A 17,060-nucleotide genomic window follows, 5' to 3' on the forward strand; every position below is an offset into this window, starting at 1 on the left:
AAAAAGAGCTTCTATCCAGAACCTTCTGGACCATCGCCATGGGACTGCTAGGTATCGCATTTCTTTTACCGTTCCTATGGATGTTATCCACTTCCTTTAAGCTGGAGAAAGATGTGTTTAACTTTCCGATTCAATGGTTGCCACAGCAGTGGAACCTCATTGAAAATTATAAACAGGTATGGTCGGGTGACTTCGCTCGCTATTATGGAAATTCCATTTATATTACGCTGGCTACGACTATAATTAATGTGCTGATATGCGCACTTGCTGCTTATGGGTTCTCCAAGCTGCGTTTTCCGGGCAGGGATGCGATGTTTATAGTTGTATTGGCACTTTATATGGTTCCTCCGCAGGCTTCGTTGGTTCCACAGTTTCTACTGTTTAACTGGCTGAATTTAATTGACACACATTTGGGATTGATCCTGATTAACAGCTTTAGTATTATTGGAGCGTTTATGCTCAAGCAATTTTTTATGGGGGTAAACAACGAGTATCTTGAATCGGCGCGGATGGATGGAGCAGGGCATTTTCGCTCTTTTCTACAGATTGCCTTTCCGCTGATCCGTCCCGCTGTAGCTACTTATGCTATTTTGCGCTTTATTTGGACCTGGAACGACTATCAATATCCACTCATTTTTTTGAAATCTAAAGAGTTGTTTACGATTCAGCTGGGGATCCGGTTGTTCGGGGATCAATACGGGGATGTCTATTCACTCATGATGGCTGGTGCGGTATCTGCAATTCTGCCGTTGCTCATCATTTTTGCACTCGGACAGAAGCAGGTTATTGAGGGAATTGCCCTCGGAGGTGTGAAAGGATAATAAAAGTCAAAATAGTTTCTCTTCGGTAGAATATGAGAACTTTCCTCGTCAATCCTGCATGTTAGGATGTTCTTGTAAGCAGTTACATAGTCACTGGTTATTAAGCGAGTGATGCCTAACACATTTATAGGAGGGTCTAAATGAAAAAGAAATTATTATCTGCATTCATCATCACATCGATGGCGTTATCATTGGCCGCTTGCGGCGGAAATGCGAAAACAAATAATGCAGGAGCGACTAATGCACCCGATGCTGGTGGAAATTCAAAGCCTGCAGCAGAGAAGGTTACCCTGAAGCTGAGCACCTGGCAGACAGAAGCCAAAGCGAAATGGAGCACGATTATCGCGGAGTTTGAGAAGACGCATCCCGATATTCATGTGGAAGTAGATTTGCTGAATGAAAAAGGTGATTCGGTAGCCTCTATGCAGAAGCTGGATTTGATGGCGGCTGCAAGCGATCCGCTGGATATTGTCGAACTGCCTTATACCAACTATTCACAGCGTGCAGATATCGGGTTATTGGAACCGATGGATGACTATATTCAGAAGGAAGGTTATAAGCTCGCAGATGAATATCTGGTGGACACTACGGTCAATGGCAAAATCTATGCGTTACCGTCTTCCATGCAGCGCTGGTTCGTGCTCCTTAACAAAGAAATGTTAGATGAAGCAGGCCTTCCGGTTCCGACAGATTGGACATGGGCGGATTTCGAAGAGTATGCCAAGAAATTGACCAAGGGCGAGGGCGCAACGAAACGTTTTGGCGCGTATCTGCATAATTGGCCGGATTATTTCCAGCTCCAGCTGATGAGCAAGTCTACGGATAATACTTTTCTAAAAGCTGATGGAACCTCCAATGCACTTGACCCGCAATTTAAGGCTAATCTGCAGATGATGAAGAAAATGATGTACGAAGATAAGAGTGCCACTCCTTATGAGGATATTATTTCGCAAAAACTAGCCTACCGGAATCAGTATTTTAACGGTTTAGCAGCGATGCTTCCGATGGGCGACTGGATGGTTGCGGAATCGGGTGGAACGGATGCCATTCCGGCAACCTTTGTTACCGCATTTGCGCCGATTCCCCGACTTGACAGTGAGAGCAAACACTACTCGCCCGTACAGCCGACCTACATGGGAATAGCCGCTAAATCCAAGCATAAGGAAGCTGCCTATACCTTTGTGCGCTGGTATACCTCAGAAGGACTGGAAATCGGTGGACGCGTTTTCTCTGGCTGGGCCAAATCGGATACGAACAAATTAGTGGATACAATTGTGAGTGGTTCTAAGGATGCCTCTAAGATTGATGTCGATTCTCTGAAATATACGATGGAGAACTCGACACCTGGTGCAACGCAGGTTCCGGCTAAATATGCGGATGAAGCTAAGAACAACGTTATTCCAGAAGCGGAGATGTATCTCCTAGGCCAACAGGATCTGGATGTCACAGTTGCCAATATCGATAAAAAAATAACGGAAGTTGTTCAGAACAATAGCGGAAAGTAAGCGGAGGCTGATTGTACGCTTTTCAAAGGGGGCTTATAATGTGGGGGCAGGAAAGCATTTCTGCCTCCTGCTCCAAATTCAAACAGATGTGGGGCCTGTAATCCGTGTTTAGAAAGCATCTATCCCTCCGTAAGAAACTTGTCTGGTCATCGCTGATCTGCGTCCTGATCCCGCTGATCTGCATTTACATGGTTACTGATTATTTGACCCGGGATCTCATTCTGGAGAAAGCGGTTGGTAGCGCAAGAGAATCTTTAAATGCAGCCAGCGCCAATATGAATGCCATATTTGAACAGACACTGGAACAGTCCAACTTTGTGCTCCAGAACAGCGAGATCAGGCAGATGATGTCTGCCGATTCAGAGTCGCTCCGTGCACCAAAGCAGATCATTCAGTATAACCGTATGTCGCGGATGCTGGATGATATGTTTGTTTTAACAGAATATTTGAAAGTGACGTTAATCGGAAAAAATGGTCTTATTTATACCAGCTATCCTTACAGTGACTTTAACCCGAAAAATTTCTACAACAAGAATTGGACATCGTTGCTGAAACAAATTCAACCCATCTCGACTTATTGGAGAGCGGAGCACGATACGTACTACAATTATTCTGATAAAGGCTCAGCTGATTGGGTAACCATTGCAAGGCCGATTCAATCGACCTCTAGCAGTACCATCGGATATTTAATTATTAATATCAATGAGCGCAAGCTCCGTCCTTATCTAAATAACGATAATGATAAAGAGATGATGCTTTTGGATGACAAGGGAACTGTAGTTTCCCATGCTGATAAGGCCCGAATCGGAGAGACGATGACGTGGTTGAAAAAGGATGGCGAGCTTGACACTGTGGAAATCGACGGAGAGAAGTTTTTATATGTTGATCAGGAGCTGAGCAGCAACAAATGGCGGATGGTCAGCATTATCCCGCTGAAGGCAGCCTTGTCAAAAAATAAGCAGATTTTATTTATCAGCCTGGCGGTGCAGATTCTTTTCTTTACTTTGTTTTCCGTTCTCTTAACCGTTCTAATCTCAAAGCTGACTCAGCCTATCGTAAAATTAAGCGCTTTTGTAAAGCGAATAGGTCGTGGTCAGTTAGATGAACGTTCGTTCATTCGAGGGAATAATGAGGCAGCACAGCTCGCCCGCACCATTGACCAGATGCTGGATCGGATCGAGTCTATGATTGAACAAATCACTTATGAACAGACGGGAAAAAGAAAAGCCGAACTAGAGATGCTACAAGCGCAGATCAATCCACATTTTATGTTTAATCTGCTGAATTCGATTCGCTTAAATATTCTGATGCAAGGCGATCGGGAGAATGCTGAGTTGATTGGTTCGCTGTCGTCTTTGCTCCGTATGACCTTTAACAGGGACAATGAGTTTATCCCGCTTCGTGAGGAGACAGATACGATATCGCATTATGTCACTTTAATGAATTTCCGCCATGCCAATCAGGTCAGGTTGGAAATGAATTTAGCGGACGGGAGCGCTGAAGCACTGGTGCCTCGATTTATGATTCAACCCATGATCGAGAATGCCATCATCCATGGCTTCGAGCAGTTTGGTGGCGAGATTTTTATTGAAGCTCGTATTGTTGCAACTACGGGAAGCTTGGTTATCACCATTAAGGATAATGGGATCGGGATGTCACCGGAAACTTTAACAAGACTTCGTGAAACCGCATACAGCAGCGAACAAATTACAGAGGAGGACAGAAAAGGGTTCTCCGGCATAGGTTTACGCAATGTGGCCCAACGCCTCAGTATGATTTATGGCGCTTCTTTTAAGCTGAATATTCAAAGTGAACCTGATGTGGGCACGGAGATTTGTCTGGAGTTTCCTCTGGATTACGGAAAGGTGGGTGTGGAGAATGCTGACGGCAATATTGGTGGATGATGACTATCCGGTTATCCGTTATTTGTCGCAGGCCGTACCTTGGAGTGAGCTCGGTATTGAACTCATCGGATGTTATTATAGCGGTCTCGAGGCTTGGGAAAAAGCACAGCAGAGTCCACCAGATCTCATTATTACCGATATTGGCATGCCCAAGATGAACGGGCTGGAGATGCTGGAGCTATTCAGAGCTGTGCAGCCCGGAATCCGTGCGATTATTCTCTCCTGCCACAACGAATTCAAATACGCCCAGCAAGCGCTGAAATTAAACGTAGGAGAATATATTTTAAAGGAATCACTGGATATTGAGCAGTTACAGCAAGCGATTAGAACCCTTGTGGCGGAAGTGGGACTGAATAGGCAGCAGCATACGGAGATGCTGGTTTATAAGCAAAAGCAGTCTCAAAATCGCGCCGCGCTGAAGGAAAAGTTTCTAAAAGATACCTTGTATCAATCCTGGGACAAGGGGGCTTGGATCGAACAGGCCCGATCAAACGGAATTATGATCCATGCCAAAAACTATATCCCGCTGGTTATTGTAATTGACCGTCCAGAGGAAGCTTCAAGGGTGCGCCGGATGAGTGAATATACGATTTCTTTTGCGGTTGAGAATATTATGCAGGAAGTGCTTGAGGCTGATCACAGTCTGTTTATTTCGAGATACAGCCATAAGGAGATTGTCATTCTCTTTTGCAGCGACCAGCCTTCCAAAGATCATCAGGCAATCTATCACTCCATTCAAAATGCAGCCTCTGCGGTTCAGAAATATCTTAAACTTTCTGTCTCTTGCTTATTTGGCGCTGAGGCGCGCAGTCCTGAGGAAATTCGCGGAACATTGCAGCGGATGCTGAAGGAGAAAATACAGCGCTTTTATCTCCCTGCGGCGGGAATTCACCGTTTTGAAGAAGTCTGCTTTTCCGGAGAAGATATTTATGCTGAATATGGAACCTTATACGCTGTTATCAATGATGATATTGCCTTGAACAGGAACACGGAGCTTCGCGTTCATGTAAAGGAATGGAGGGAATGGGTGGCCTCGCAAAAATTCCATCCGAATGAAGTCAAGGAATGTGTGCTTCGCTTGCTGATGGACTTGCAGATGAAGACGAAACAGCTTCTGCAATCTCCATTGCCTATAACCGAAGAAAAGCTATTTAGCGTGGTTGGTGACATTGAAACTCTGGAGCATTTGGAACAATGGCTGGTGCAGTACTTGGAGGAATTAGCGCGGAAAATAAGTATGTTCTCCATCAAGTCTAAACGGAGTGAAGTCATCAAAGCCCAGCAGTTCGTGATTAGTCATGTGACGGAGAAAATAACGCTGGAGGACATGGCAGGCCGCCTTAACTTAAATGCCAGTTATTTCAGCCGCTTATTCAAACGGGAAACAAACCAGAACTTCATTGAATATGTAAATATGCTAAAGCTTCAGAAGGCAAAGGAGCTGCTTAACCAATCTGAAAAGACAGTGGAAGAGATCTCCGAGTATTTGGGATATGCCAACAAAAGTTATTTCATCAAGCTGTTTAAACGGGAAATGGGCATGAGACCTAGCGAATATGCGGCTTGGCATTAAGTGTGGACAGGAGGAAACATTGCTGTGGAAATAAAGGCCACTAAAAATGAATTACAGATGTTCCTAAATGAACTATATACTCCACTGGAGAGCAGATTTACTTCTGGTTGTGCAGGAATTAATATGGGCGCTACAGGATCGATTTACAATGAAGCTACAGCGCTTATGGAAGCTTTCGCCCGTCCTTTATGGGGCCTTGTTCCTCATACCAGCGGTGGAGGGGAAAGTGCACTCTGGCCGATGTTTCTGGAAGGGATCATCAACGGAACAGACCCGGAGCATGAAGAATATTGGGGGCAATTTACTACCAAAGATCAGCGTATGGTAGAGCAGGCCGTGTTGGGACTGGGGCTTGCTCTTGCACCACATAAAATGTGGGAGCCGCTGAGCGACACGCAGAAAATGAATGTATATAACTGGCTGAATCAGATTAATCATGTGGATCGTTCCAATCCGAATAACTGGCTGATGTTCACGGTTCTTGTGAATGTGGGCTTCAAGAAAGTCGGATTACCTTATGATCAGAGCATAATGGATGATTATCTAGCGCAGATCGATAATTACTATCTTGGTGACGGTTGGTATTCCGATGGATTGACCGATCAGAGGGATTATTATATTGCTTTTGCTATGCATTATTATACGCTGATATACGCTAAGTTGATGGCGGATGATGATCCTCAGAGAGCTGCTGTTTATCGGGAAAGATCCGCACGATTTGCCGAGGATTTCATTTATTGGTTCGCTGAGGACGGAAGTGCACTTCCTTTTGGTCGTAGCCTGACCTATCGTTTTGCACAGGTTTCTTTCTGGAGTGCGCTGGTGTATGCAGAAGTGGTTCCTTTTTCATATGGCGTTCTTAAAGGAATCATTATGCGCCATTTTCGTTGGTGGTTTGAACAACCTATTATGGGATTAGACGGACTGCTTAGCATCGGATATGCTTATCCGAATCTAGTCATGACAGAGAGCTACAACGCCCCCGGATCTCCGTATTGGGCTTTTAAAGCTATGCTTATTCTTGCCTTGCCAGATGATCATCCTTTTTGGCAGGCGGAGGAAGAGCCACTGCCTATTTTGAAAGAGGTACGGGCTTTCCAAGAGGCGCGAATGCTTGTGAGTCATCCGGAAGGAAATCGGCATGTTATTGCCTATACCTCTGGCCAGATGGCTAATTTTGATATGGCCCATAGTGCAGCCAAATATTCTAAATTTGCATATTCCACTCTGTTTGGCTTTAGTGTCCCGAAAGCGGGTTACGGGTTGGTTCAAGGCGCTTACGATTCTACACTCGCACTATGCGAATGTGATGAACACTATCGGGTACGCAGATTCTGCGAGACCTGGGAAATCGGAGACAGCTATGTATATTCCCGCTGGCATCCCTGGAGTGATGTACATGTGGAGACATGGATTATTCCGGCAGGTCTATGGCATGTTCGTGTTCACAGCATTCATACTGCCCGGCGGCTGGATGTAGCGGAGGGTGGATTTGCCATTGGCCAGTCAGCTGGCTTCTCGCACAGTGAACGGGAAACCATTAAGGTATCAAACACTGCTGTTTCGGTGCAGCTGCCCTGGGGAATCAGTGCCATACATAGGCTAAGCGGCTTTGATCGGGGAGAGTGCGTACATCCCGAGCCGAATACCAATCTGCTGAAGCCGCGGACACTTCTTCCGAGCTTGTGCTCCAGACTGGAACCGGGAGATCAAGTATTGATATCTGCTGTCTTCGGAGCGACGAATACTCCGGAGAACCAGGCAAGTCTTGCTTCACCACCGCTTATTCAATGGCACTCGGACGGAAGGGTTGCTGTATACGAACCTAGTAACGATACACTTTTGCATACTGTTGATTTAAGGGAAGGGAGAAACAAAGATGTGGAATAAGGCTATTGAGGATGCGATTCACAAAGTTGGGAGCAATATGGCTAACCATCCGGGCAAACTGCCTCATATCGCTGAGGGGCAACAGTACGAATGGGGAGACAACGACGACTGGATAGAGGGTTTCTATGTTGGGATGATGTGGCTTGCTTATGAATATAGTAAGGATTCATGCTATAAGGAGGCGGCAGCCTCTTGGTTAGGGGACTTCAAGCATCGTCTGGATCAGCACATTGCCCTGGACCATCATGATATTGGTTTCTTGTATACACTGACTGCAGTAGCGGAGTGGAAAATAACGGGCAGCGAAGCGGCGCGAGCTGTCGGCCTGCAAGCTGCGGACACGCTGTGCAAGCGCTGGCGTGAACCAGCAGGGATTCTTCAGGCCTGGGGACTGGAGAGTGACCCGGAGAATGCGGGACGTATCATTATTGACTGCTTGATGAATTTACCTCTATTGTTCTGGGCAGCGGAGGAAACAGGAGATAAGCGCTATTATGAAATAGCGCTCGAACATGCGTTTAAGAGCCGGAAATTTCTTGTGCGTGGGGATGCCTCCTCTTACCATACTTTTTATTTTGATCCGGCTACCGGAAATGCAATTCGTGGGGGAACACATCAAGGTTATGAGGACGGATCGACCTGGACACGGGGTCAAGCTTGGGGAATATACGGTTTTGCTCTGGCGTATCGCTATACGCAGAATGAGGATTTTCTTAATACCTCTAAGAGCCTAGCGGATTATTTTATCAGCCATCTACCGGAGGACGGTGTGGCTTATTGGGATTTCGATGTGCCAGTGGGAGCGGACACCCCTCGCGACAGCTCGGCTTCGGCGATTGCTGCAGCCGGTCTTTTGGAACTGCTCGATCACCTAGGTGTAGATGATCCGGACCGGGCCATTTATGAAGTTGCTTTACACCGTAGCATGAAATCCCTAGTGGAACATTATGCGACATCTGGAAATCCGGAAGCAGAGGGACTTCTAAAGCATGGTTCTTATCATGTGAGAGGTGGACGTGTGCCTGATGGTCATATGATTTGGGGAGATTATTATTATTTGGAAGCGTTGATCCGCTTGCAGACTGGCATCCGAGGCTATTGGTAGTGGGATGTTAGAATGTGGAAAGGTTTAGCCTATAGAAAAAGGAAACTGCTAAGACTAATCTCTTAGCGGTTTTCTTTTTTTTTGTGGCTACTATACAAGAATTTTAAAACGTAGTTATTTACTTGGAATAGTATGAATAAAATCATATCACCACACGTAAGGTTTAATGTAAGATTTTGATAATTATTAGAAATTAAGAAAAGGGGATCGGGTTACTCAGATATGAATTTAGACTGGGAGTTTATCTACGAGAGTTTGCCGCTTTATGGTGAGGCGATGTGGCTGACAGTGAAGCTAGCGTTGTTAGCTATTGTCTTCTCACTCCTTATTGGCTTACTGTTTAGTATCGTCTTGTACTATAAGGTTAAAATCGTCAGTGATGTTATTAAGATCTACATTGAGCTTTCACGGAACACCCCTTTACTTGTGCAGCTCTTTTTTCTTTACTATGGCTTACCTAAGATCGGAATTCACTTTAGTGAGATGACCTGTGCGATTGTAGGCATGACATTTTTGGGCGGGAGCTATATGACGGAGGCTTTTCGTGGTGGGTTCGAGGCAGTTAGCCAATCGCAGATTGAAGCAGGTCAAAGCATTGGACTGTCTAAGCTGCAGCTGGTCAGATATGTTATTTTTCCCCAAGCCTTTGCGATAAGTATTCCTTCTTTAGGGGCAAATGCGATCTTTCTGCTGAAGGAGACCTCTATTGTAGGTGCCATTGCTTTAATGGATTTGATGAATGTGGCAAAAGACTTGATCGGCATGCATTACAAAACAGCGGAGTCTCTGCTCCTTCTGGTACTCGCCTATTTGGTGTTAGTCCTGCCCTTATCGCTTTTATTGACTTGGGTGGAAAGGAAGGTGAGATATGCAGAATTCGGGGATTGAGGTGCTTTTTGAAGGTTCTAATTTCGAACGATTATTAGGGGGCTTACTTGTAACGATTGAAATTTCATTCCTCTCTATTGGAATCGGTACGTTATTAGGTATCCTTATGGGATTGCTCCGGACGCTGGGATCGAGGCCTTTAAGGTTTATATTACGTCTTTATTTGGAGACCTTTAGAATTATTCCGATTCTAGTGTGGCTGTATGTAGTACATTTCAGTTTCTCTCCATTACTTCATATCGATATCAGCGGGGAGGCTACCTCTATATTGGTGTTCAGCTTATGGGGAGCTGCTGAGATTGGGGATCTTGTTCGTGGAGCTTTGCAATCTATGCCAAAACATCAGGTGGAATCTGCCAGGGCGCTAGGTCTGAGCAGCTGTCAACTTTATCGGCATATTTTGATCCCGCAGGCTGTACGCAGAATGCTGCCGGGAATGATTAATCTTGCCACACGAATGATCAAGACAACATCACTGGTGGTGCTGATTGGAGTGATTGAGGTGGTAAAGATCGGGCAGCAGATTATTGAACTTGGCGTGATAAAAGCACCCACCGCTTCATTTTGGGTATACGGCTTTATCTTTATATTATATTTTTCTGTATGTTTTCCGTTATCCAGACTTTCGAAAAAAGTTGAAAGCAGATGGCAAAATTAAGGCTTAGGAAGGAACGGTTATAATGGAGGATTCCGGAGAACTCCTGCTGGAGGTTACACAATTACATAAATATTTTGGAGAGCGAAAGGTTCTGGACGGCATTCAATTGCAGGTGGAAAAAGGAGAAGTAATCGTTATTCTGGGTCCCTCTGGCTGTGGAAAAAGTACGTTCCTGCGTTGTCTTAACGGTTTGGAACCGGTTCAGGAAGGGGCGATACAATATCGCGGGCAGAACCTTGCGGGGGCTGCTGTAGATTGGCGTGAAGTTAGGCAGCATATCGGAATGGTCTTTCAAAATTATGAGTTATTCCCGCATATGACGGTTATGGATAACATTCTTCTAGGCCCCCTGAAAGTACAAAAGAGAGAGCTTAAAGAAGCAACGCAGCAAGCGGAACAGCTCTTAGAGCGGGTTGGGCTGCTAGAGCGTAAACTGGACTATCCACGCCAGCTTTCCGGTGGACAAAAGCAGAGAATAGCTATAGTAAGAGCTTTATGTATGAACCCGGAGATTATGTTATTTGATGAAGTGACGGCATCCTTGGATCCGGAAATGGTTCGGGAAGTGCTTGATGTGATCTTAGGGCTTGCTCAGCAAGGAATGACGATGATCATCGTGACTCATGAAATGGGGTTTGCCAAATCGGTTGGGGATCGAATCGTGTTTATGGATCAAGGAAAGATATGTGAGATCGCTGCCCCACAACAATTTTTTACCCACCCTGCGACAGAACGTGCCCAGCATTTTCTGGATATATTTCAGTACGAAAAATTATAGAAATAGGAGAGGAAGAGAAATGAAGAAAAGTTTGAAATGGCTAACGATGCTGGTAAGTGTAAGTATATTATTGATGGGATTAGCTGCTTGCGGCAATAGTTCGGATAACAACGGAAACTCAGCATCTTCTAAATTCACTTCTATTGAACAGCTAAAGAAGAAAGGGAAGATTAAGATCGGCGTATTTGCAGACAAACCACCTTTTGGTTATGTGGACGCTGAGGGTAAAAACCAAGGGTTTGATGTGTATATTGCCAAACGCTTTGCCAAGGATCTGCTGGGGGATGAATCGAAGGTTGAATTTGTGTTAGTTGATGCTGCCAGCCGCGTGGCTTATCTTGAATCGGGTAAGGTTGATATCATTATGGCTAACTTTACGGTCACCGAGGAAAGAAAAGAAAAAGTGGACTTTGCTAATCCGTACATGAAATTATCCTTTGGGATCGTATCCCCAGACAGTGCTCCAATCACTTCCATTGATCAATTAAAAGGGAACAAGCAAAAGCTCATTGTAGCTAAAGGTACGACAGCGGAAACCTATTTTACCAAAGAATATCCGGATATTGAATTGCTCAAATTCGATCAGTACACCGAGATTTTTGCAGCGCTTAAAGATGGTCGGGGGGCGGCAATCGCTAACGATAATACAGAACTCATTGCCTGGGCTAAATCAAATCCTGGATTTACGGTCAGCATTCCTGCTTTCGGGGGTCAGGATACAATTGCTCCAGCAGTGGCAAAGGGGAATAAGGAATTATTGGACTGGATTAATACAGAACTTGATACCCTTGGTAAAGAACAATTTATCCATCAAGCCTATAAAGAAACCTTAAATGAAATTTACGGTGAAGGATATACCGATGAGCTTGTTGTTGAAGGTGGGAAAATCCAGTAACAGATTAGGAATAACATTGCGGGGGCATCTGAGAAGATGCCTTTTCTGCAGATAGACTATTGCAATTTCTATAATGCCGAGTATAATACTGGGTATACACAGAATAAGGAGTCGGTGAAAATGTCTGTCGATGATTATCTGGATCTTCTAAACTACGCCAAAGCAATTAACGATGGACAGTGGCAAGCTGACATCATAGACCGTTTGAATAAGCTGAGTAAGGCTTCTCATGCTGAGACAACAGAACAAAGTGTGAACGAGCTGTGGATTCAATTCGACGATATAAATGCAATATTAATGGATTTATTTAATAAGCTGAGGGAAAGTGTGGATCCAGTAGAGCAGTATCGGTGGAAAGAGAAAATCTGGGAGTTAAAGCAGGAACGGATTAATCTATCGAAGAAGATTCAGAGTAGATATATCAGGATATAATTTAAGCCCACATTGTGATAAAAAAGAAAATAAAAAAAGGCATGCAGTTAGTCTGCTCTGCCAAACTTACGATGGTCTATAGGCTACTTAGACATTTGCATTCCTTCGCGCATCATTGTCATACACATAGTCATCATTTCATCGCAGTCCTGCATTTTTTTCATCATCATATCCATGTTCATATCCATCATGCCCATTTCAGACATTTTTTCCATGCCCATCTTCATACAGTTCATCTTAGACATCATATCATCCATACACATGTTCATCATCATTTCCATACACATCTTGTCCATTTTTAATTCCTCCCTTCTTTTAAATTACCTTTCTTCCATAAAATACTATACAATTTAGGAACAATCAACGCTAGATTTGATATTTTACTAACTTATTTTTCTTATTTGTCGTAATTATGTATATCCTTACCATGTGGATGTTATTAATCAGAATACTTAATTGCGGATCGGTGACTATTGGCTAGATTGCCTCAGGTCAGCGTTTTTTTGCGTTCTACAGAGTGAGGAATTAACGAGCCGGATCATCACTCTGGGATAAACGAGAAGACACTGCCATAGGTCCCTGTAAATACGGGCTGACCGAATTTTTGTGTCCATTCCTTGAGTAGCTTATATGAGACCTTTTTGCTCGTAATAACATAATCGGGATGATCGTAATTAACGATCTCGGGAAGGTATTCAGAGAATCCGTGCATCGAGCGTTCAAAAGCAGTCCAACCCAATACGCCAAGAGAATCTTTTGTCACGAAGGGATCTTGTCTGCCATCACATAACACATCTCCCCCTCGGAACATGACATAGCCGGATGAACCGTAGTGGGCGAGAACTTTGGGACGTGTACCTTCAGGTGTATGCTGCAGAATATAGTCCATTTCATCTACAGGATATTTTTTAGCGTCAATAACTGGTGGTACAAGGAACAGATAAGCAATGTTTAGCAGCAGACCAACTGCCAGTAACCCTCGTAATGTACTTTGTCGGACTAGAATACCTGTTTTGGTGAACTCAGGAAGCGCATCAAAAAATACAGCCGCAAAATAGGGAATGAACAGCCACATAAACAGGTTTTGCTTGAAGTTTGATACACCGAGGTATAGAATCCCAAGCATAAGAAAAAAACGGAACGGTTTACGCTGGAGTGCAAAAGGAAGTGTGCAGGCAAAGAACAAAAGCAACAGTAGAATGGGCAAATTATCCAAGCTATTGAACCGAATCGGCTGCCATTCATTAATCAGCAGGTTAAAGTTCTTTTTCGTTACTGTCAAAATAAACAAGAGGCTTTTTACGCCGCCTGGATTTAGAATGCCAACTAACCAGATGAGACCGAAGACTATAATTTTACGCTCATTCAGCGTTTTTTGGATCAATGATTCAAGCAAGGCCATCCCTGTAAATACAGCAATTACAAGCCATACTCCTGCATGGAAATTGGCAATGCCAATAGAAAGGGCAATCATCGCAGCGGCATATTTCTTTTGAGCACTCATTTGATATTCACGCAAATATACGAAAAACCAGACAATCATAAACGAAGAGATCATCTGTGGACGGCCTTTGAAATAATTATAATAAATCCAGCAAGAAATTAGCAGCACAAAAGGGAGCAGGAGAACATGGTCTTCCGGAAGTCCCAGTTCTTTGCGTGAAACCTTACCCAGCCGAAGCAATCCGAGCACTAAAAAGAACAAGCATACAGCGGTCAAAATATACACACCCGGCCATCCAAACGCTGCATAAAGCGGGGCAACGAGCAGCTGGAATCCGAATTCATGAGGGACGTAGGGCAGCTTATTTCCGTAAAAAGTATGTATGGCATGATGTAGAACTTGTCCGTGCTCGATCATATATTGTCCTAGCTCTATATGCCAGAAGGTATCGGGATCATTGTAAGAAAATTTAGGGAACATCAGCAAGATAGCGGCTATAACGAATATGCCGTACAAAAATTTGTGTATATTGAATTTCACCATTATTTTGTTTCCTTTCTTATATAATAGAAAATTTATGAAGCGGAGTGAACACTCATGCATCAACTATTTACGTGGATATCTGAATCCGCGCTTCACCTTGTTAATTCTATGGGCATTTGGGGCATATGGTTAGGGATGATTCTAGAGAGTGCCTGTATTCCCATTCCCAGCGAAGTGATTATGCTCAGCGGTGGCTGGCTGATTGCGCAAGGCTCGCTTACTTTTATGGAAGTTGCTGTTGCTGGGATATTCGGAAACCTACTGGGTTCCATCATTGCCTATTATATTGGTAAGGCTGGTGGACGCCGGTTATTAGAGAAATACGGAAAATATATTCTCCTGAATGAGCATCATTTGGAGCAATCGGAGCGTTGGTTCGAGCGTTATGGCGAGAGTACCGTATTTTTTACTCGTATGTTGCCCTTTATTCGTACTTTTATCTCACTGCCCGCAGGGATTGCTGGAATGAAAGCTTGGAGATTCATAACATTTACAGCACTCGGCTGTATCCCGTGGAACTTAGCTTTGATCTATCTGGGATACCGCTTAGGTGACAACTGGGGTATCGTGGAGCAATTTATTCGCCCAATCAGTTATACCATTTGCGGAATCGTGGTGCTTCTTGTGTTGAGATGGTTAGTACGGAGATTTCGTAACCAGACTTAATGCCAACTCTTCGGGTGTTTTCTGCTCGGTGAGCCTCACAGCTTATTATGGATAAATTAAGGTTAGGAACGTCGGTGCTAGAATTAACTGCTATATGTTGAATGTATTCTATATTCAAGATTAATCTACTTATGTCTGGGAGGTTTGAAATGAAGGTCAAACGAATCGTCGCCAATATAAACACGAAGGATATCACGGCAGCTAAATGCTTCTATGAGGATGTGCTCGGTCTTGATTTAATGATGGATCATGGTTGGATTAGAACTTATGGTTTAGACGAGGAGATGAGCATTCAGATTAGTTTTGCCTCACAGGGTGGCTCAGAAACGCCTACGCCTGATCTATCAATTGAAGTCGATGATGTCGATGCTACATTTGAAAGCATGAAGAAAGCTGGATTTCCGATAGAATATGGGCCTGTTGATGAGCCTTGGGGCGTTCGGCGATTCTATGTCCGCGACCCGTTTGGCAAACTTATTAATATTCTTGCACATAGACATTAGAAGAGTGGTCACGGCGTGCAGAAATCTTGATTGTTAAACTGTCGAATAGCGATAGCTAAATGATGACATAGGGGCAGCCGGTCAGGGGATCGGCCGCCTTTGTTCAACTAACGGGCAGTAGAGCGTAATGTCGCTGATACAAAAAACTAACATTACATAAAGTGTTGCTACGAATTGTATGTCTTGGGTAGAGATAGGGCAACCTAATTAATGGAAAATAAGATAACGGAGGAAAAGAGCGCGTGGATTTTTTTAAGAGCCAAGAGTCATTGTCGGCAATAGGGTGGATTTTACGCTCGATTGTCGGATTTGTATTCCTTATAATTGCTGCCAAAATGATGGGTCAGCGTTCAATATCGCAGCTTAGGTTTCTTGATTTCATCATCGCGCTGACGCTGGGAAATATTATTGCGCATCCACTGTCGGACGAGCAACTTGGCCTGAAGGGTTCCATGATTACGACTCTTTCGCTCGTGATCCTATACATAGTCGCGATCTGGCTCAGTTTAAAGATCCCACTGTTAAAACAATTTTTCGATCCTCCAGCGATTACTCTTATTCAGGAAGGGAAGCTTAATTACCGGAACCTGTCGAAGGCAAAGTTACCTATTGATTTTTTGTATGCAGAGCTGAGAAAGTCGAGCGTAGAGGATATCTCGAAGGTTGCCTTTGCTTCATGGGAGCCAGGCGGTACTCTTTCTGTCTTCGTAAATACGGCTTATCAGCCTGTAACTCCGGCTGATCTGAAGTTGGCCACACAACCATTTAACCTGACCAAACCGATTATTGTGGATGGCCACATTGAACATGCACTGTTACGCGAAATCGGCAAAAACCGCGAATGGTTGGAAACGGTAATACAGCCCCACTTATTGAACAATGTCATCTTGGCAACCGTAGATAGTAAGCTTACAGTGCAGGTACATGTGGCTGAGGGTCCATAAACGTATGTTTCCTCCGAAAGTGTAATCGCGTAGCCATGAAATTTGAATATATAATACGGTTCACCGTAATGCTTCCAAATACAAAGTACAGTTTGACCACAAAATGTATATCAGTATATAAAGCAAAAAACACTCCTGACAATGGAGTGTTTTTTGTTATTCAAATTTATTTGAGGTCCATGTAGCAATTCCATTCATTGGACATGCAACAACCAGCCAATTATCAAATTCTACTCCCACCTGCCAACATTCATACTTCTCATGAAAACCATTAACAAATAATATGCTTCCTGATTCCAAGTTTATAATTAAATGTGGAGTAACGTCTCCCGATTTTATATCTGTAATTTTTTCACGTCTCAGCTTTATTATTTGACTGTACTTTTCTTCCTCTGAGACATCTGCAATTTGACTTTCATTACTAGGGTATTGAGAGGGAACTGAATCAAATATAGTCCACTTTGATTCAATGTTCAGGTACAGTTGACCAGCTAAATCATCGAACTCGTTC

General features: G+C 43.9%; 16 protein-coding genes. 14 read left to right on the plus strand and 2 right to left on the minus strand.

Going from position 1 to position 17,060, the window contains the following annotated elements:
- Nucleotides 1-38 precede the first annotated feature (38 nt).
- From MHH49_RS18555 to MHH49_RS18605, 11 genes are all read left to right on the plus strand, one after another.
- Nucleotides 39-821 (plus strand): carbohydrate ABC transporter permease, encoded by a 783-nt coding sequence (locus MHH49_RS18555; protein ID WP_052097522.1) that lies wholly within the window; start codon nt 39-41, stop codon nt 819-821.
- 140 nt (nt 822-961) lie between these two features.
- Nucleotides 962-2,326, plus strand: coding sequence for an ABC transporter substrate-binding protein (locus MHH49_RS18560; RefSeq protein ID WP_340951877.1), 1,365 nt, complete (start codon nt 962-964; stop codon nt 2,324-2,326).
- A 104-nt stretch (nt 2,327-2,430) separates the two neighbouring features.
- Nucleotides 2,431-4,230: a sensor histidine kinase gene (locus tag MHH49_RS18565; protein ID WP_341138396.1), complete on the plus strand. Its 1,800-nt coding sequence runs from the start codon at nt 2,431-2,433 to the stop codon at nt 4,228-4,230.
- Nucleotides 4,205-5,803 (plus strand): response regulator transcription factor, encoded by a 1,599-nt coding sequence (locus tag MHH49_RS18570; protein ID WP_076100510.1) that lies wholly within the window; start codon nt 4,205-4,207, stop codon nt 5,801-5,803. Before MHH49_RS18565 ends, MHH49_RS18570 begins: the two co-directional genes overlap by 26 nt.
- A 24-nt stretch (nt 5,804-5,827) precedes the next feature.
- Nucleotides 5,828-7,693, plus strand: coding sequence for a DUF2264 domain-containing protein (locus tag MHH49_RS18575; RefSeq protein ID WP_341138397.1), 1,866 nt, complete (start codon nt 5,828-5,830; stop codon nt 7,691-7,693).
- Nucleotides 7,683-8,798 (plus strand): glycoside hydrolase family 88 protein, encoded by a 1,116-nt coding sequence (locus MHH49_RS18580; protein WP_038572655.1) that lies wholly within the window; start codon nt 7,683-7,685, stop codon nt 8,796-8,798. Before MHH49_RS18575 ends, MHH49_RS18580 begins: the two co-directional genes overlap by 11 nt.
- 222 nt (nt 8,799-9,020) lie before the next feature.
- Nucleotides 9,021-9,686, plus strand: a complete 666-nt coding sequence (locus MHH49_RS18585; RefSeq protein ID WP_076275115.1) for an amino acid ABC transporter permease — start codon at nt 9,021-9,023, stop codon at nt 9,684-9,686.
- Nucleotides 9,667-10,344, plus strand: a complete 678-nt coding sequence (locus MHH49_RS18590; RefSeq protein ID WP_326047008.1) for an amino acid ABC transporter permease — start codon at nt 9,667-9,669, stop codon at nt 10,342-10,344. The genes MHH49_RS18585 and MHH49_RS18590 overlap by 20 nt, the downstream gene beginning before the upstream one ends.
- A 22-nt stretch (nt 10,345-10,366) precedes the next feature.
- The gene (locus tag MHH49_RS18595) at nt 10,367-11,122 is read left to right on the plus strand and encodes an amino acid ABC transporter ATP-binding protein (protein ID WP_326047007.1); all 756 of its coding nucleotides are present in this window, start codon (nt 10,367-10,369) and stop codon (nt 11,120-11,122) included.
- A 19-nt stretch (nt 11,123-11,141) separates the two neighbouring features.
- Nucleotides 11,142-12,017, plus strand: a complete 876-nt coding sequence (locus tag MHH49_RS18600) for a cysteine ABC transporter substrate-binding protein (RefSeq protein WP_076134603.1) — start codon at nt 11,142-11,144, stop codon at nt 12,015-12,017.
- A 120-nt stretch (nt 12,018-12,137) separates the two neighbouring features.
- Nucleotides 12,138-12,449 carry a hypothetical protein gene (locus MHH49_RS18605; RefSeq protein WP_036683223.1) on the plus strand — a complete coding sequence of 104 codons (312 nt, stop codon included), beginning with the start codon at nt 12,138-12,140 and terminating at the stop codon, nt 12,447-12,449.
- Nucleotides 12,450-12,532: 83 nt separating this feature from the next.
- On the opposite strand, the gene MHH49_RS18610 is transcribed toward MHH49_RS18605, so the two are convergent.
- On the minus strand, nt 12,533-12,745 hold the full coding sequence (locus tag MHH49_RS18610; RefSeq protein WP_038572647.1) for a hypothetical protein: 213 nt from the start codon (nt 12,743-12,745) through the stop codon (nt 12,533-12,535).
- A 245-nt stretch (nt 12,746-12,990) separates the two neighbouring features.
- Entirely contained in the window at nt 12,991-14,436 is a 1,446-nt protein-coding gene (locus tag MHH49_RS18615) for a hypothetical protein (RefSeq protein WP_076317238.1), read from the minus strand.
- A 54-nt stretch (nt 14,437-14,490) separates the two neighbouring features.
- On the opposite strand from MHH49_RS18615, the gene MHH49_RS18620 reads away from it, so the two are divergent.
- The 3 genes from MHH49_RS18620 to MHH49_RS18630 all read left to right on the plus strand — a co-directional run bounded on the left by MHH49_RS18620 (nt 14,491) and on the right by MHH49_RS18630 (nt 16,549).
- A complete protein-coding gene (locus MHH49_RS18620; RefSeq protein ID WP_036683119.1) occupies nt 14,491-15,102 on the plus strand; it encodes a DedA family protein in 612 nt (203 codons plus the stop codon).
- A 149-nt stretch (nt 15,103-15,251) separates the two neighbouring features.
- Entirely contained in the window at nt 15,252-15,605 is a 354-nt protein-coding gene (locus tag MHH49_RS18625) for a VOC family protein (RefSeq protein ID WP_036683117.1), read from the plus strand.
- A 242-nt stretch (nt 15,606-15,847) separates the two neighbouring features.
- Complete coding sequence (locus MHH49_RS18630; RefSeq protein WP_038572643.1) at nt 15,848-16,549, plus strand: DUF421 domain-containing protein; 702 nt, start codon at nt 15,848-15,850, stop codon at nt 16,547-16,549.
- The last annotated feature ends 511 nt before the right edge of the window (nt 16,550-17,060 follow it).

Source organism: Paenibacillus sp. FSL F4-0122 (genome assembly GCF_038002845.1).
Classification (GTDB): domain Bacteria; phylum Bacillota; class Bacilli; order Paenibacillales; family Paenibacillaceae; genus Paenibacillus_AQ; species Paenibacillus_AQ odorifer.

Coding starts and splice junctions, on each gene's coding strand:
- MHH49_RS18610 (WP_038572647.1), bottom strand. CDS start 12,745: ATGGACAAGATGTGTATGGAAATGATGATGAACATGTGTATGGATGAT.
- MHH49_RS18615 (WP_076317238.1), bottom strand. CDS start 14,436: ATGGTGAAATTCAATATACACAAATTTTTGTACGGCATATTCGTTATA.
- MHH49_RS18625 (WP_036683117.1), top strand. CDS start 15,252: ATGAAGGTCAAACGAATCGTCGCCAATATAAACACGAAGGATATCACG.
- MHH49_RS18620 (WP_036683119.1), top strand. CDS start 14,491: ATGCATCAACTATTTACGTGGATATCTGAATCCGCGCTTCACCTTGTT.
- MHH49_RS18600 (WP_076134603.1), top strand. CDS start 11,142: ATGAAGAAAAGTTTGAAATGGCTAACGATGCTGGTAAGTGTAAGTATA.
- MHH49_RS18595 (WP_326047007.1), top strand. CDS start 10,367: ATGGAGGATTCCGGAGAACTCCTGCTGGAGGTTACACAATTACATAAA.
- MHH49_RS18585 (WP_076275115.1), top strand. CDS start 9,021: ATGAATTTAGACTGGGAGTTTATCTACGAGAGTTTGCCGCTTTATGGT.
- MHH49_RS18590 (WP_326047008.1), top strand. CDS start 9,667: ATGCAGAATTCGGGGATTGAGGTGCTTTTTGAAGGTTCTAATTTCGAA.
- MHH49_RS18560 (WP_340951877.1), top strand. CDS start 962: ATGAAAAAGAAATTATTATCTGCATTCATCATCACATCGATGGCGTTA.
- MHH49_RS18570 (WP_076100510.1), top strand. CDS start 4,205: ATGCTGACGGCAATATTGGTGGATGATGACTATCCGGTTATCCGTTAT.
- MHH49_RS18605 (WP_036683223.1), top strand. CDS start 12,138: ATGTCTGTCGATGATTATCTGGATCTTCTAAACTACGCCAAAGCAATT.
- MHH49_RS18555 (WP_052097522.1), top strand. CDS start 39: ATGGGACTGCTAGGTATCGCATTTCTTTTACCGTTCCTATGGATGTTA.
- MHH49_RS18580 (WP_038572655.1), top strand. CDS start 7,683: ATGTGGAATAAGGCTATTGAGGATGCGATTCACAAAGTTGGGAGCAAT.